The following is a 16,571-nucleotide window of genomic DNA, read 5'->3' on the forward strand; positions in this document are numbered from 1 at the left end:
ATTATGAAAAAATATATTATTTACATCTTCTTTATCTTATGTTCTTTTTTAGTGAGAGGATATGGACAAGATATAAGTATATTACCTTCTCCTGTTGCCCCTAATGTGGAAAGTATCCTTAAATTTAATGAGTTTCCTGTATCATACCATACAGGAATACCAGATATTAATATTCCAATATATACAATAAAATTAAATGATATAAGCTATCCTATATCAATCAAATATAATGCATCAGGCATAAGAGTAAATGAAGAATCCGGCACAATTGGTTTGGGATGGGAGCTCAATTCCTATGGTCTTATTTCGAGGACAATAATTGAAGCTAATGACTTCTCAAATAGTGATCCTAGTTTAGGATACAGAACATATTTTAACAGTAACATTCCAGACTTCTTGATTCCGGATAATTATATAAAATATCCGGTGTTCCACCTTTTTGATTATTATGCTACAGCTCCCTATATGAGAACCTATACAGACTTATTATATTATGCCAATAAATTACCTGACACACCAAGTACACTGGCTGAACTAGCCCCTGATATATACACCTACAATTTTAATGGATTTTCTGGAAAATATGCATTAACTCATACAGGAGAGATATATAAACAATCTATTAATCAGATAAAGATTAATTATAATGATGGAGAAGTTGGACGTAAAGATCCAGATAAATGGACCATTATAACACCTGATGGAACAACATATACTTTTGCTCAAAAACAATTAACAGAAATGCCTACTATTTCGTCGAAACCTAATAATGTTTCATCCTGGTATCTAACAGAAATAAAAACAATAAATGGGAATTTAATTACTTTTAATTATAGTATAGAAAATGAACTTAAATATTCTATTTCTGGTCTTGAATTGCATAATCGTACATCTTGGATGGGAGAACAACCAGAGTCATCTCCTTTTATTCCTGTATTGAATCAGACAATAGTTTTAAAAAACATAAGTTTTCCTAATGGAGTAGTAGAGTTTTCTTATAATTATGACCGTCAAGATTTACCCTCAGATCCAAGACTTACAAGTATTATAGTAAAGAATGTTAAAAATGAGATGGTTAAAAAGGTAGAGCTTACTCATGATTACTTCACTGCAAACGCAACGAACGAATCTGAAATGCTTTCATTGAGTCACATACGCAGTACACTGAATGTACCTTCAACAAATACCCCATCATATTATTGCAACCTAACAGAAAATTGGAATTTAAAAAGACTTAAATTGTCAAATATAAACTTTTATGGAGCTTCTCTTAAAGAAACTTATTCATTTGTTTATAATGAAAAGTCTTTGCCAACAAAGCTATCTACAGCAAGAGATCATTGGGGGTATCACAATGGCAAGAAAAATAATGGATTAGTTCCTAAACAAATAATTTGGAATCCGCTATTAGGAATTGAAACTTTTGAATCTACTAATGGAAATGCTAATCGTGATGTAGATCCTACATATAATCAATCTTTCATTCTAAATTCAATAACACTACCAACAGGAGGAAAAATAGAATATGAATTTGAACCAAATTCACAAAAGTTATTTGACAATGATGGAGATCCTAATATTGAAAATTATTTGAGCACTAAACTGGGGTTTGAATTTATTGGAAGTCGATCAGAAAATATCGGAGCTCTTTTCACAAACGACTTTCGGTATACTTTTACAATACCTAGTGGGTATAGTCTGCAAAGCTTCCCTTTAAAAATAGATCTGGAACTTCTCCAAAAAAGAACATCTGCTGATATGGGTAAACAGTTAGGGATTTATATAAGAAAAAAGAGCGATCAAAGTGTTGTATATCAACTTTTGGAGTCTATGCGATTAAATTCATTTGTTAATGGTGATGATATTAATGCGACCCAATTTAGTATAAAAGTAATACCTAATATAAAATTAGGAACAGGAGAATATGAAATACAAATAATCGGATATTCAGGGTTGGATAAGTCTTACATGTTTAGTAGTATTAAAATGGATGCGAATATATATATAAAAGCTACACCTCCTGCGACAAGAGTCAGTATGCTTACAGGAGGGCTGCGAGTAAAAAAAGTCTCAACGTTCGATAATACTAGAACTTTAAGTAAAAAAATATATGAATATTCTTTGCCCAAATTAATAACAAACTATCCTAGATATCGTCGATTTACTTCCAATAAGATTGATCCAGGCTCTAAACTTCCATTATATAATTTTTTTGAGACATCAGATGGTATCAGAAATAAATCTTATCCAGTAGGATATGGATCTGTTACAGTTTATGAAATAGACGACTTATTAGAGAATAATGGTAAAAGCGTATATAATTATATTACAAAATCCGATAAACAACTAGACTATTCTTCAAGATCTTTATCTAAATATGAATATGAAAACAACTGGGGAAATCAAACTGTTGGACGAGAATTTGATAGAACTCCTGAAGGATTAGCTTCGAATTCATTTATTACTTATGCTGAAAATGGCCTACTTAATAGCGAATCTTTTTATAGATATAATGTCTCAAATAAAGATTATACGCTATTGAGGTCAGTAAACTATGAATATGATATAAGCAATTATGGAATACTATGGGGGATAAAACGAGCAAAGACTCAGAATCAAGATGATGTATTAGATAATATAAACCTTGATGTAATAAAGTCTCTATATTTTCCTGGTATACGTTTTACTTCTGCTTTACCGACCGCATTTATATATCCTGTTATTAATCAGCAAAAAATCAACATTAAAAATAAAATAATAAAAGTATATGATGATCAATCAAAACAATATATTATTGAAAACACATCGTACACATATAATGTGACAAACAATCAGATAAAAGAAGAGCAAACTTCTAGTAGTAACGGTAATAATATAACCACAAGGTATATTTATTCTGTAGATAAGCAGGAAGATATATATATGAAGCTAACGCAACAGAACAGAGTAAATGATATTATTGATATTATCAAAGATAATAATGGAAAAATGCAACAAAGCCAAAATGAATATTCTTCTTTTCTTAATATACCACGTATCAGTGGAATCAAAACGAATACAGATATAAATCAAGTATTAGAGAAAAGGCTAATTTATCATAACTACGATAGCTATGGAAATCCTGTTTATTTATCGAAAGACGGCTCAAATGAGACCTTTTATCTTTGGTCATATAGTGGCCAATATCTGATCGCAGAAATAAAAAATGCATCCTACTCTTATACAGAGTTAGAGACCATAGTGAGGAATGTCTTTTCGGTAAATAGTTTAAATGCTTTATCAACATTGCTAATACCTAATGAGACCAAACTGAAAGATGGTAGCCTTCAAACTGCATTGCCAAATGCTTTAGTAACCACCTATACCTATAAACCTCTAGTGGGTATGTTATCGGCTACCAACCCTTCAGGTATCACGACTTATTATGATTATGATAGCTTTGGACGATTAAAGGAGACTTACATATATAAAGACAATGTTGTAAGTACAGCTAATAAGCAAACTATCCAAAAGTATGATTACCATTACCAAAACCAATAAACGATTTTCATTATGAAAACAAGATATATTTTTATATTTATGTTTGTTGTTTTAGGCATTGCTAATCTGCAAGCTCAAACAGCAAGCCAGAATTATATTCAGACGCGTACTTATACAAAAGAAGATGGGACGACCTATTTGGATGCCATTCAGTATTTCGATGGACTGGGACGTCCTGTGCAAGTCGTTCAAAAGGCTGTAACTCAATTGAAGGCAGACCTGGTGACCTATCAGGAGTATGACTCCTTCGGACGTGAAGAACGCTCGTGGCTTCCGTCAGTAGCTGCGGGTAATAACGGTGCTTATATGCCATTGGCCACTTATAAAACAAAAGCTATGACCACCTATAACAGCACGACATACAATACTGCGGCAGACTCGATAGCATACAGCCGCCCTGTTTATGAAGCATCCCCCCTAAACCGGGTACTTGAACAATACGGAGCAGGTGTGGATTGGAAAAACAATAAAAAAGCCGTACGTACGGGTTCCCTGACCAATATAGCCAAATCTGCGACTACATGGGCAGATGCGGATTCATTAGTTTGTGGGCTGTATAAGACTACTGATGCAACGGGAACGATCAGCCTTTCCAGAGCAGCGAATTATGGAGTGGGAGAATTGTATGTAACCCGAATGAAAGATGAGAATGACAATGTATCTTATGAATTTAAGGATAAACAGGGTCAGGTCGTATTAACCCGCCAGATAAATGCAGGAAAGCTGCATGATACCAATTACATCTATGATAGCTTTGGCAACCTCCGTGCAGTGCTTCCTCCGGAAGCATCGGACAGGCTTTTGAGTTCATCGAGCTGGACAGAAACCGATACAAACCTGAAGCTATACGCTTACCTCTATAAATATGACGACCGCAACCGTTGTATAGCCAAGAAGTTGCCCGGCTGTGAGTGGATATATTATGTCTATGACAAGGCTGACCGTTTGATCTTTACACAAGATGGTGAACAGCGGGCAAAACAACCAACTCCCGAGTGGACTTTTAATAAATACGATGCCTTCGGCCGGTTGATTATCTCAGGGATATATCCATCCTCTGCATCACATGCGAGTCTAATTACTAAATGTCAAAATATTGTTGTAACAGAAAAACCGGGAGGGTATTATGAATATACATGGAATTCCCTGCCTGAAATTTCTTATACAGGCACATTGCTTCTTAATTACTACGATAACTATTACGATTACTTCAATGCCACATTGAGAGAGAAGTTGAAATTTGTAAGGAAGGATGGCTTTCCTGATCGCTATATTCATTCTGGGATGGGAGAAGGAACTCCTAAAGGATTACTTATAGGAACACGGATTAAGACCTTACAGCCAGATGGGAGTTTGGGTGAGATCGCATCTAAGATATATTATGACAACAGGGGACGTGTTATCCAGGTTAAATCTACGAACCACTTGGGAGGAATAGACGAAGAACATATCGCCTATAACTTCATCGGCCAGCCTACGAAGAAAATGTATGTGCATGCCAAGGATGCCAATGGAGGAGGAAAACAAACGGAGGTCTATACCTATACCTACGACCATGCAGGAAGATTGCTGACCACAACCCACCAATTGATCGACGGTACAACAGTCAGGCAACAGGTCACTCTTGCAGAAAACACGTATGATGAATTGGGCAGACTCAAAACCAACAAAAAAGGCGGGGTAGCTAACGCTTTGTCTACCTATGGTTATAATATCCGCTCGTGGACAAAATCAATTACAAGTCCGTTATTTACGGAAACATTGTATTATAATGATACATATGGAGGCAGTAAAGCTCAGTATAATGGTAATATTGGGGCAATGAGCTGGAAGATATCGAGTGAAACCAATACGCTTGGCTATGCCTTTATCTATGATAACCTGTCGAGATTAATTACCTCCAATTACTTGGTAAACGGTACAGCTAATACCAACTATAAAGAAGCATATACATACGATAAGCATGGAAATATTGCAACTTTGCAACGTTATGGTAAAACAGCTGCATCAACTTATGGTTTAATTGATAATCTGACCATGACATATACCGGTAATCAATTACTGAAAGCAGATGATGCCATTGCAACTATCAGCCTTGCCGAATCAGCCGACTTCAAGAACTATAGCAGTGTAGCCACAGAGTACTTTTATAATGCTAATGGGGCGATGTCAAAAGATTTTAATAAAGGAATAACAAAGATTCAGTATAATTCCTTAAATTTACCACGACAGATGGATATCAAGAGTCCCGTTGCGGAGGCAAAGAACGAATATACCTATTCGGCAGGAGGTCAAAAGCTGAAAGTTGTCCAGAAATGGAATCCAAACTATTCCACAACCCCAATTATTGGTTCGGCAATCGATACAGCAGCATTGACCCAGACCAAAACAACAGATTATGTAGGTAATAAGATCTATGAGAATAACGTTCTGAAGCGAATATTGGTAGACGGTGGTTATATTGAGGGTGGAATATACTATTTTTATCTGACAGACCATTTGGGCAACAACCGTGTAGTATTAAATGCCAGTGGAACAGTAATACAGAAGAATCATTATTATCCGTTTGGTGCAGCCTTTGCTGAAACAACGACAACTGAACAAGGCAAGCAGCCGTACAAATACAACGGCAAGGAACTGGATCAGATGCATGGCTTGAACCTGTATGACTACTCGGCAAGGTATTATGAAAGTGCTGTGGGGAGGTTTACGAGTGTGGATCCGTTGGCGGAGAAGTATTATAATATTAGTCCGTATACGTATGTGGCGAATAATCCGATTAAGTATGTAGATTTAAAGGGAGATAGTTTGACATTATATGGACAACAGGATCATATAGATCAAGTTAGTGCGGTGCATAATAGTTATTTGGATGGATATTATACTTTCTCGGCAGTAAGGGGTAGTAAAACATCATTAGTTGCAACAAATAAGGATAGAACAACAGATCCTACTGCATTTGCAAAAGCTAAAACTTATTTTGATGAATTGAATGCAGTTGTAAACGGCACGGAAGGCACGGCATATGTTAGAGTTGTCAGTAATAGTGAGAATGCTCTGGTCGGCAACTTTAATGATGCCATGATTGATATTGGAGATATTCAGCAATTGCCTTTAATACAAGGTAATAATATTGTAACTCAGGGAAGTACATTGATTCATGAAACGGTAGAACAGTATCAAACGCAAGTCATGGGTCAACATAACTATGCGAATGCACATCAATTAGCAACAACTTCAGAATCTAATATTATTGGAGTTGTTATAAATCCTAACAGAGAAATAAATAATATATCAAGATCCGGTCCGGCAACTGGATTTATGACAACTCAAGCATCAGATGGAAGGAGGCAGACTATAATGTTTCGTTACAATAATAATATCAGACTAGGCAACGTATTCAGATAATATGATGAAAAAAATATTTATTATTTTATTGTTAACTTCAAGTTATAATTTGGAGATAACCGCATCCAAAATAGATATAGACTCACTATTTGTGAAAAATCTAACATCTATAGATGAATATCTTAAATTGGTGATAAATGGTTATGTATTACCCTCAGGTAGAATTGATAATCCTATTATGGCTAGTATTGACGGGAAGCCTATAGTAACAAACTATAATGACTCTACTAAATTTTATATTTATGGAGAATCTGTATATTTTTTAGAAATGTTTGAAAATATTAGTGATTATCATTGGGAAAGAAATTCATATGTACCCAATATTTTAATTAGTCGTCAAGAGATTCAAATGATTAGAGACTGGTATCAGATGAATAAGAATAGATTAAATAAGGAAAAAATAGAAAAACTTTTTTTATGGTATCAAGATTATAATAAGAACATGGAAGGTGGCTTATATAATGAGGAGATATCTAAAGCCTATTATGAAAGACTTAATTGTATAAGAAGGCTTAGCTCTTTTATTGAATAATCCCTCGTTTGACATAGGCTCCGCTTCTCGTCTCTTCGGTTTTGCAATCCGAATATTAATAACGTAATACAAATTAATCCTGCCAATATCATCATTGGCAGGATTTATTTAATAGTCCTAATCTCAAACTCAATATACTCCTTTCCTTTCTTTATTATTTCTGTTTCAACGATAGCCTTACGAATAAGTTTATCATTGAACCTGTATTTCTTGCTTAAGATATCTTGAGTCGGTTTTACCGGATTATCCCAATCTGAAATGTATCTCATAGGGGAGGTTGGGGTATCTTTATTCTACGAAATCAATTTATTCGCCTGTAAAATACGGATTATTCTTCATGCTATTAGCTAATTCCTTTGTCGTAATTTTTAGATATTTAACTGTTTGCTCTATTTTAGAATGTCCTAAAAGCCTCGAAATATAAAGAAGATCTATTCCATTTCGATACATATTTGTCGCTCCTGATCTTCTAGCGGTATGGCTAGTTACTAATTCGTATTTGGCCTTGATCTCTTCAATTCGTTTACCTCCCTTAGTGATTGTCGTTTTAATAGGGTTGTTCACTTTGGCTATTTTAAAAATTTCTTTCAAGGCATCATTATGCTTTTGATCTGAAATTTTAGGTAGCTTTAATCCCTTATTCCGTTCAATAATATCTCTCAAATATCTATGCATCGGAAGATATACTTTTTTATCTTTCTTTTTAGTCCATATTGATATCAATCCATCTTCAATATTATAGTCATTTATCCTAGAATAATCGGAAATCCTGAGAGCTGTGCAATATCCTATAAGAAAGCGGTCGCGTTCGGTAGTGAGACTTTTAATCATACTTCTCAAATTATTTTGGTAGATATCCGGATAGAATTCTTTAATTAATTCTTCAGTGAAAATAAGATTATATACTTTGTTTATTTCTTCTATTGTTAAAGCAATAGTATCGGCGTCTTCTTTTTCGACAATAAATCCTTTCGGTTTTTCCCATTTATAAAGATTATCTTCTTTTGCGCCATTCATAAAAACTATCACATTTTTTATTATACCGCCGATGTGATTTTTCGATAAGTCTTTATCTAACAGATATTGCCTGAAACTATTATAGAAATTCATGTCAATATCCGCAAACTTTATAGATATGGGAGTTTTAGAATTTTCGTTCAATTTGGACTGATATTCCATTAAATGCTTGATTGCAGTTGAGTAAGTGTTTATAGTACTTTTACTCTTTGTACTTTTGCTTTTAAACAGTTCCGCATAATCAATAAAACGCTGAGATTTCTCATATTCATCTATTTCTTTTTGTTTGGATTCGGAGATCGTTCCCCCTTCAGTTAAATTCAACTCATCAATTTTATTTTGAATAGCCTTCTTGAAAGTCTCTTGTGTGGGATTAATTAACTTTTCTTGGAACTCATTCAAAGTATCTTCAATCAGTTGCTTGTATTTTTTTATTTGAAGATTGTTTAAATATCCATCTGGGTATTGCTTATTTTCTTTACACCAGCGACTATTATCTATCCAGAATTTAGTTTCAACTGAAATACCGGGAACAAATCTTAATCTTTGCCCTTTTAGACGAATAATAAATTGGATAGTTGTTTTATCCTTACGTTTATCTATTAAATATGGTATTGCTTCAATCATAAATATATGTAACAGAATTTGGAACGCGTCAATTCTTTATATGCAAAATTATAAGAAATAAACATTTGTTGGTATATCATTTAGTTTTATATTTCTAGTTCTAACCCATAGTAAGAAATGTATCGCGCTCCCTTCATGCGCACAGATTAATTTTAAAACCCTTTGATTATCTACAAATAGTCAAAGGGTTTTTCTTTCATATCTTTTATATATAGTTTTTAACTACTTCTTTTATTTCATTGGCATATTGGTATATATCATCTAAAGAAGATATATTGTGCCTTGTTTCCTTTTTTTCTTTATCAAAAGTTACAATGTATTTATTTGTAGGTGAGTTAAAATACAATCGGACTATAGGTTTTCGATTATTATTATCAAATATTATTGCAAAGTAAGTTTGAGCATCCCTATATGTTATTCTCGATACATTTACAACTTCTCGAAGTATAGCCTTAATCAACATGAAGCCTTCTAATTCTTCTTCTGTAGTAACTATACCATTGTTTTTATCTTCAACAATTAGTGATTCTGGTTGTTCGGGTTGCTCTTCTTGGGCAACTTCTGTTTTTAAAGCCGTTTTCAGACGGTCTGAAATAGTATCACTAATTAAACCTGAAATAGATTTTTTGACTAGAGATGTAAATTGTTCTAATAGCTTAGGGGTGATAACACCATCATAAACCTGTTTTGCAAATAATTTAACAAACTCAGGACTCGGATTTGAGAATTCGTTGTTAATAACCATTTTCAACTGACTTGTGTATTTTAATTCACTTGCAGAGCTCAATATATTATCAACATCAAAATATGTTTTATGGAATTTTTTTAATTCCTCGACTGTGTTACTTTTGAGATCAAATAAATTTATTTCAAGAAATGGCTTCTCATCCATTTTATTAGGAGTTTCAAGGTCTGTATAGAACTTGTAGACTATTCCATTAGTCAATAACCCGAATTTAGCATTTGATACATGGAAGTAACGCAACAACTGATTGTCATGTAATGTCAGATCTTGCTTCCAGTGCTTGCACTCTACTAAAACGACAGGCTGATTATCTCTGAATATAGCATAATCTATCTTTTCTCCCTTCTTAGTTCCTATATCACAAGTAAACTCTGGCATTACTTCTAATGGATTGAACACATCATAACCCATTGCTTGAAGAAAAGGCATAATTAAAGCATTTTTAGTCGCTTCTTCTGTTTGAAGGCTGTCTTTTAGTTTTTCGGCTCTGTCTGAAAGCTGTTTGATTTGATCTTTGAAGTCCATGGTATCATTTGTTTAAAATTAATCTTAAAAATGAGCTATTAGATGTTTTGTTCTAAATTAAAATAGTTTCCTCATTTTGTTTAAGTCTATAATAAAATCAATATATTCTGAAAATAGATTTAAGGAATGTCAAGAAGTCTGATCCGAGTCTAAAGCTTTGATTAATTATTTACTTGATAAATTGAATTATCTATAAAAATAATTCAAATCAAATGGATTTTACCAATTAACCTTTCACTTATAAAAAATTAATTTTCTAGGATTAACAATGTCTTCATGTTTGGATCTTGATGATATAACCTTTTTATATCAAGGTGTTTAGTCCTTTTTCAAAAGTAGATAAAAGGAAAATATAAATCAAATAAATTTAAGAAAAACTTATTTAAAATAAACATTTTGGTACTAATACCCGAAACTAAAAAATATTCAGAGGGATTCTATAAATATTTATTTACAAAATATGAAGTAAAAAAGGAGTAGCATAATTTCATCGTAAAGTAAATAGAATAGACTTTAATAAAGAAATCAATCCCTTTTCCCTTTAAATAAATTATTTAAGATACAATAAACTAGAAAGGCAAGGTAGGATACCACCACTACACTCAGCATAACCAAATTAACAGCATTAATATCCATAGCATAAATTGTTTTTGTTTACTCAAATGTATTATATGATTATTTCATTTCGATTAAAATTTTATTAAGTATTTGCTAAATAATAATTTATGTAGGAGTTGTGAATTCTACTTTTGCATGCAACTTTTTATAGAAGACAATCATCTATGTATTATAAAGAGAAGTAGTAACCCTTATATATATTATAATGAAAAACATAAGCTCGTATTTTAAATTATGTCTTGTGCTGGTCTGTTTATTATTTGTAGCATGCTCGGATGATAACAGTATACAGAATTTTCCCGGTGGAACTTCTGCTCTATTATTGCCGGTAAAAATCTCCGGAGAAAAGAATGGTGGTCAGAAAGTGTTCGTATACGACGATTACAATCGCCTTATAAGTTGTAGTTATTTTTCTAAATCAGATAAGAAGCTATCTAAGATCAGCGAACTTAAAATACAATACGATGCATTGGGGCGTGTAGATAAAGCTATACAGGAATCCTCAGAAGGCGAAAGTTATACTTATACAATAACTTATCACGAATTGCAGATAGTAGTTCAGGATAAATATTATACACGATACATTGACATTGATACAAAAGGCAGGGTGTTGAAAATGAAGCAATATTATGCAAATAACAGAGATACATCGATAGAATATAATTACCAATACGATCAGAAGGGTAATTTGATAAAGAACGACTTTAACAACAATTATTATTCATACACCTATGATGTTCATAATGGTATATATAGCTCTGTGAATACACCTCAGTGGTTTTTGGTGACTATGCTGGAGGCTACTCTTATCTATAATAATTATACTCAAATACAAGTATCTTTTTTAGATGAGAATGGAAAAGAGCAAACACCTACCACCTTTAAGATAACCCACACTTACAATGAAAATGGATATCCGGTTAAATATCATGTTCCTAATATGACGTTTTGTGGAACGCCACCCTTACCGGAAAGTGATTTTAGAGTGGAATACCAAGAAGCCAAGGTTATGGGGGTATATTTTTGATTTTAATTTATTCTTTAATTATACAAGGACAACATTTGTTGTCCTTTTTTATTAAGGGAATATCTTATATTGAGTATTCCAGATGAATCTGAGGACTGTTTCTCTTAAATAAATTAATACTTTTGTCTTGTTTAAATGAAAAATCTATGGATATTTTAAGGTCTGTTTTTATATTTATTCTTGCCGGTATATGCGAAATTGGCGGTGGATATCTCATTTGGTTATCTATAAGAGAAGATAAGCCTCTATGGTATGGAATTCTTGGCGGAGCTATTATGATTGCATACGGTATAGTTGCTACTTTTCAGGAGTCTAATTTCGCAAAGGTTTATGCAACGTATGGCGGCTTTTTCATCGTTTTGTCGCTTCTTTGGGCATTTGTGTTTGATAAATATATTCCTACTAAATATGATGTTATCGGGGCAATCGTTGCATTGATCGGTGTTTGCATTATCTATTATTCTCCTCGCGAATAATAAATGCTAGTTGATTATTGTATTCTTTTTGTTGTTGGCTAAAAGAATACACGCTATTTAGATATAAAAGTAAAAATGATAACTATTCCGGGTCAGTATTGAACTTCCATTCTTTGTTTACAAAATCAAATACAATGGATAATTCCGATACAGAAGGGAGTTTTAGGAACTTATATTGAGTAATTATAGCTATTCTTGCTCCTTGTAGTTTCGATACATTCTCATTCCATTCCGAAATTTTATTGAAGTAGGTATTTATACTTTCAATATCGGAAGAGGATATCGCTTTGTTAATATCATTTACTAAACCTGCAATATTAAGATTATTATAAGACTCGTTAAGTTTCTTATAATTTTCCATATAACTATCTTGAATTTCTTTTACGTCCATAGCATTGAGAGTTTTGTATATTAAACCTGTTATATGATATAAAGTTAAGTAAAATAAATACAAATAGATAAGATAGAGGGTGGATATTTTACCTTGTTTTAAATGATTCTTTCAGCAAATGCTATTACATGCCCATCGGGATCTGCGAAATAACATGCTCTGTCTCCCCAATTTCTTTCAATAATGGGACTTATTAGTTTTGCTCCACTATTAATTGCATTCTCAAACTCCAATTGAATATCCTCAACATACAGGTACAGTTCACATCTGGGGATTCCATTGCCATCCTGAGGGTGGGGGAGTTGATTTGCTAATATTCTGGCGATTCCGTTGTTAGGCATTAAGCCTAATTTGCAATGGTCGGATAAATTAAATTCTGTCATCCCGGGGACATTAAGATCCGGAGCTTGGCGAAATATCTTTTGATAAAATAAACTGCTTCTTTCTTGATTATCTACAAACAGAATTGTTTGAGCGAGTTTAATGTGCTTCATGATTTTGACTTTATATTGTCATTTTTTTCTGGACGAGACAAATAATTAAAAAACCTCTGAAACTTTATAAGAGATCAGAGGCTTTTAAGTTTAATATCTATATTGTATTATTTCACTTCCCATACATCCTGTTTCATCAGGTAATCTGTAAGCTTACGAACCGGATTTTTAGCTTGTACTTCTTTTACTTGCTCTTCTATACCTTGGTCGTATGTCGGCTCTTCTACATCACGAATAACACCTAGTGCTAAAGGTAAGCCATTTTGAGGAGACATCAATCCTAGTTTTAGGTGTAATGTATCGTCCTTCGTAGTAGCGTCATGTACCAAAACATCATCGATTGTATAACCATTCTGGCCGATTATTACATCCTTAATTTGCCAGCCATCAATTACCAATCCTTTATCTTTGTTTGCTCCGAACAGCATCTTTTCTCCATGTTTCAACAAGATGGTACGTTCGGCTCTCCATGCTCTGTCTACAACATTATCGTGGATAGCATCGTTGAATATTACACAATTTTGCAATATTTCTACAACAGAAGTGCCTTTATGCTTTGCCGATAAAGTCAAAACTTCAGTCGTGTTAGCTAAATCGACATCTATACAACGAGCAAAAAAGGTTCCACGTGCTCCCAGTGCTAATTCTACAGGGTGGAATGGATCTTCTACCGTCCCAAAAGGAGAAGACTTAGAAACAAATCCTCTGTCAGATGTTGGTGAGAATTGCCCCTTTGTTAAGCCGTAAATTTTATTGTTTAGTAGCAAAATGTTAATATCCACATTGCGACGTACTGCATGTATAAAGTGGTTACCTCCAATAGCAAGACAGTCGCCATCACCGGTAGCAAGCCAAACGGATAACTCCGGTTTTGCTGTTTTTACTCCTGTCGCAATAGCAGCCCCACGTCCGTGAATGGTATGAAACCCATATGTGTTCATATAGTAAGGCAGGCGAGAAGAGCATCCGATGCCTGATATAACAGCTGTTTTATGAGGCTCTATACCCAACTCAGCCATTGCTTTGTGCAAGCAATTGAGAAGAGCGTGGTCTCCGCATCCCGGACACCAACGTACATACTGATCGCTTTTATAGTCTTTAGCCTGATGAGAAGAGGCCATTTTTAAATTTACATCTATCATAATTTTACTCTCCTAACTTCTTTGTGAATGCTTCAATCAATTCAGAAACAGCGAATGGCTGTCCCTCCACTTTGTTGTAACGTGATACTTGCAATCCGGGGATTTTGTCCACCAAATAGCCGGCGAATTGACCGTTGTTTAACTCTGCAACAATAATATTTTTAAATTTACGGAGTATCGACTCTGTATTCTTAGGTAATGGACTAATAAATCGGAAATGAGCTAAAGCCACTTTATGTCCGAGGATATTCATTTTTTCAACAGCTTCTCGCAAATGTCCGTATGTTCCACCCCATCCGATAACCAGTAATTCTGCATCTTCTCCGCCAATTAGCTCCAGTTGAGGAATTATATCCGCCACTTTATCTACTTTTTGTTGTCTGACATCAGTCATTTTTTGATGGTTAGCTGCGTCGGTAGAGATGGCTCCGGTTTTAAAGTCTTTTTCAAGTCCACCAATACGGTGTGTATAACCTTCTAAGCCTGCTTCAGCCCAGTAGCGAACCATTGTTTCATCATTACGTAACGCACTATTCCATTCGTTGCCTGTGTATTGCGATACGTCATGCGGAGTTATTGTCGGATATTGGTCTAAATCTGGAATGCGCCATGCCGAAGAACCGTTTGCTATATAACCATCTGTTAACAGGATCACAGGCATAACACGCTCTAATGCGATCTTAGATGCCCAATAGGCCATATCAAAGCAATCTGTAGGACTAGCTGCTGCCAGTACTACAATAGGACTTTCTCCATTGCGACCATATAGAGCTTGTCTGAGGTCGGTTTGTTCGGTTTTAGTTGGCAGGCCTGTAGATGGGCCTCCTCGTTGAACATCGATAACAATAAGTGGCAATTCAGCCATTACAGCCAATCCTATAGCTTCACCTTTGAGGGTTAAACCCGGTCCGGATGTAGATGTAACTGCTAAGTTACCTGCAAAACTGGCGCCTATAGCCGTACATACACCGGCTATTTCATCTTCTACCTGAATTGCTTTAACTCCTAGCTGTTTAAATTTAACAAGTTCTTGCAAAATATCTGTCGCCGGAGTAATGGGGTATGAGCCCAAGAACAGCGGTTTACCAGAATTTTCGGAAGCAGCAATCAGTCCATATGCTGTTGCTGTATTTCCATTAATATCTATATAGTATCCTTTGTCAATATTTACAGTCTCTACCCTATATGAAGAGATAGACATATTGGTATTATGTCCGTAATTAAATCCATCGGCTAGTACTTTAAGGTTTGCTTCGACCAAAACCGGTTTCTTTGCAAATTTGTTAGAAAGTATATGGTTAGCTACATCCAATGGACGATTAAATAACCAGCATACAAGTCCTAATGCAAACATATTTTTACTTCTGACACGAGATTTCATATCCATTTCCATACCTTCGAGGCTACTCTTAGTTAGAGTTGTTATCGGTACGGAGATTATCTGCTGTGTTGTCAGTCCTAATTCTGTAAATGGATCTTCGGTAGCAAATAGAGCTTTTTCCAAATCACGTTTGCCGAAAGAGTCTGTATCGATAATTATAACAGAATCTTTTTTCAATGATTTGGCGTTTACTTTCAAAGCAGCAGGGTTCATTGCAACCAAAACATCAGACATATCGCCTGAGTTGTAAATTTGATTACCTAAATGTACTTGAAAGCCTGAAACTCCATACAGAGTACCTTGAGGTGCTCTGATTTCTGCAGGAAAATCGGGGAATGTAGCTATCTGATTTCCAAAGATAGCAGAGAGGTTTGAGAAAATGGTTCCGGTTAACTGCATACCATCTCCCGAATCGCCAGAAAAACGTACGACTATGTCTTTTACGTCCTTAATTTTTACTGTGTTTTGCATTACTTACTTTAATAACAGATAGTATTTATTTAATCTTAAACAAAGGAAAAAAGTATTCATGAATAAACAAACTTATTTATATGAAAAATATCAAAATAATACTACTTTATTGATAAAACTTTTCTATGTTCGGATAGGCTAAACTAATAGAGTTCTTATATTTAAAAATAAATTACG

12 protein-coding genes are annotated in these 16,571 nt (G+C 34.2%); 5 read left to right on the forward strand and 7 right to left on the reverse strand.

The annotated features are described in order from the left end of the window. Window positions 1-3: 3 nt before the first annotated feature. From QOX35_RS14735 to QOX35_RS14745, 3 genes are read left to right on the forward strand one after another with little or no spacing between them, the layout of a single operon-like run. Window positions 4-3,540 carry a SpvB/TcaC N-terminal domain-containing protein gene (locus tag QOX35_RS14735; RefSeq protein WP_283687568.1) on the forward strand — a complete coding sequence of 1,179 codons (3,537 nt, stop codon included), beginning with the start codon at window positions 4-6 and terminating at the stop codon, window positions 3,538-3,540. A gap of 12 nt (window positions 3,541-3,552) precedes the next feature. Beyond that, a complete protein-coding gene (locus QOX35_RS14740) occupies window positions 3,553-6,948 on the forward strand; it encodes a DUF6443 domain-containing protein (RefSeq protein WP_283687569.1) in 3,396 nt (1,131 codons plus the stop codon). Window position 6,949: 1 nt separating this feature from the next. After that, window positions 6,950-7,480 (forward strand): hypothetical protein, encoded by a 531-nt coding sequence (locus tag QOX35_RS14745; RefSeq protein ID WP_283687570.1) that lies wholly within the window; start codon window positions 6,950-6,952, stop codon window positions 7,478-7,480. Between the two features lie 104 nt (window positions 7,481-7,584). Here the strand turns inward: QOX35_RS14745 and QOX35_RS14750 are convergent, their stop codons facing one another. From QOX35_RS14750 to QOX35_RS14760, 3 genes are all read right to left on the reverse strand, one after another. Then, complete coding sequence (locus QOX35_RS14750; protein WP_283687571.1) at window positions 7,585-7,749, reverse strand: hypothetical protein; 165 nt, start codon at window positions 7,747-7,749, stop codon at window positions 7,585-7,587. A 37-nt stretch (window positions 7,750-7,786) separates the two neighbouring features. Beyond that, entirely contained in the window at window positions 7,787-9,124 is a 1,338-nt protein-coding gene (locus tag QOX35_RS14755; protein WP_283687572.1) for a tyrosine-type recombinase/integrase, read from the reverse strand. 205 nt (window positions 9,125-9,329) lie between these two features. Next, window positions 9,330-10,394, reverse strand: a complete 1,065-nt coding sequence (locus QOX35_RS14760; RefSeq protein ID WP_283687573.1) for a type I restriction endonuclease — start codon at window positions 10,392-10,394, stop codon at window positions 9,330-9,332. 823 nt (window positions 10,395-11,217) lie between these two features. Between QOX35_RS14760 and QOX35_RS14765 the strand changes: the two genes are divergently transcribed. Together QOX35_RS14765 and QOX35_RS14770 are read left to right on the forward strand one after the other, a co-directional pair. Continuing rightward, entirely contained in the window at window positions 11,218-12,039 is an 822-nt protein-coding gene (locus QOX35_RS14765; protein WP_283687574.1) for a hypothetical protein, read from the forward strand. 146 nt (window positions 12,040-12,185) lie between these two features. Further along, window positions 12,186-12,515, forward strand: a complete 330-nt coding sequence (locus QOX35_RS14770; RefSeq protein WP_283687575.1) for a YnfA family protein — start codon at window positions 12,186-12,188, stop codon at window positions 12,513-12,515. 82 nt (window positions 12,516-12,597) lie between these two features. Here the strand turns inward: QOX35_RS14770 and QOX35_RS14775 are convergent, their stop codons facing one another. The 4 genes from QOX35_RS14775 to QOX35_RS14790 all read right to left on the reverse strand — a co-directional run bounded on the left by QOX35_RS14775 (window position 12,598) and on the right by QOX35_RS14790 (window position 16,394). After that, the gene (locus QOX35_RS14775) at window positions 12,598-12,906 is read right to left on the reverse strand and encodes a hypothetical protein (RefSeq protein ID WP_283687576.1); all 309 of its coding nucleotides are present in this window, start codon (window positions 12,904-12,906) and stop codon (window positions 12,598-12,600) included. A 98-nt stretch (window positions 12,907-13,004) separates the two neighbouring features. Continuing rightward, a complete protein-coding gene (locus QOX35_RS14780) occupies window positions 13,005-13,400 on the reverse strand; it encodes a VOC family protein (RefSeq protein ID WP_283687577.1) in 396 nt (131 codons plus the stop codon). Window positions 13,401-13,507: 107 nt separating this feature from the next. Beyond that, complete coding sequence (locus tag QOX35_RS14785; protein WP_135104343.1) at window positions 13,508-14,542, reverse strand: 2-oxoacid:ferredoxin oxidoreductase subunit beta; 1,035 nt, start codon at window positions 14,540-14,542, stop codon at window positions 13,508-13,510. A gap of 4 nt (window positions 14,543-14,546) precedes the next feature. Continuing rightward, the gene (locus QOX35_RS14790; protein WP_283687578.1) at window positions 14,547-16,394 is read right to left on the reverse strand and encodes a 2-oxoacid:acceptor oxidoreductase subunit alpha; all 1,848 of its coding nucleotides are present in this window, start codon (window positions 16,392-16,394) and stop codon (window positions 14,547-14,549) included. Window positions 16,395-16,571 lie beyond the last annotated feature (177 nt).

Origin of the sequence: Dysgonomonas sp. Marseille-Q5470, from assembly GCF_951230145.1 — a bacterium.
Lineage (GTDB): Bacteria > Bacteroidota > Bacteroidia > Bacteroidales > Dysgonomonadaceae > Dysgonomonas.

What these genes read in the sequence shown, in the direction of transcription:
- QOX35_RS14750 (WP_283687571.1), bottom strand. Translation starts at nt 7,749, where the DNA reads ATGAGATACATTTCAGATTGGGATAATCCGGTAAAACCGACTCAAGAT.
- QOX35_RS14765 (WP_283687574.1), top strand. Translation starts at nt 11,218, where the DNA reads ATGAAAAACATAAGCTCGTATTTTAAATTATGTCTTGTGCTGGTCTGT.
- QOX35_RS14770 (WP_283687575.1), top strand. Translation starts at nt 12,186, where the DNA reads ATGGATATTTTAAGGTCTGTTTTTATATTTATTCTTGCCGGTATATGC.
- QOX35_RS14735 (WP_283687568.1), top strand. Translation starts at nt 4, where the DNA reads ATGAAAAAATATATTATTTACATCTTCTTTATCTTATGTTCTTTTTTA.
- QOX35_RS14755 (WP_283687572.1), bottom strand. Translation starts at nt 9,124, where the DNA reads ATGATTGAAGCAATACCATATTTAATAGATAAACGTAAGGATAAAACA.
- QOX35_RS14775 (WP_283687576.1), bottom strand. Translation starts at nt 12,906, where the DNA reads ATGGACGTAAAAGAAATTCAAGATAGTTATATGGAAAATTATAAGAAA.
- QOX35_RS14745 (WP_283687570.1), top strand. Translation starts at nt 6,950, where the DNA reads ATGATGAAAAAAATATTTATTATTTTATTGTTAACTTCAAGTTATAAT.
- QOX35_RS14790 (WP_283687578.1), bottom strand. Translation starts at nt 16,394, where the DNA reads ATGCAAAACACAGTAAAAATTAAGGACGTAAAAGACATAGTCGTACGT.
- QOX35_RS14785 (WP_135104343.1), bottom strand. Translation starts at nt 14,542, where the DNA reads ATGATAGATGTAAATTTAAAAATGGCCTCTTCTCATCAGGCTAAAGAC.
- QOX35_RS14740 (WP_283687569.1), top strand. Translation starts at nt 3,553, where the DNA reads ATGAAAACAAGATATATTTTTATATTTATGTTTGTTGTTTTAGGCATT.
- QOX35_RS14780 (WP_283687577.1), bottom strand. Translation starts at nt 13,400, where the DNA reads ATGAAGCACATTAAACTCGCTCAAACAATTCTGTTTGTAGATAATCAA.
- QOX35_RS14760 (WP_283687573.1), bottom strand. Translation starts at nt 10,394, where the DNA reads ATGGACTTCAAAGATCAAATCAAACAGCTTTCAGACAGAGCCGAAAAA.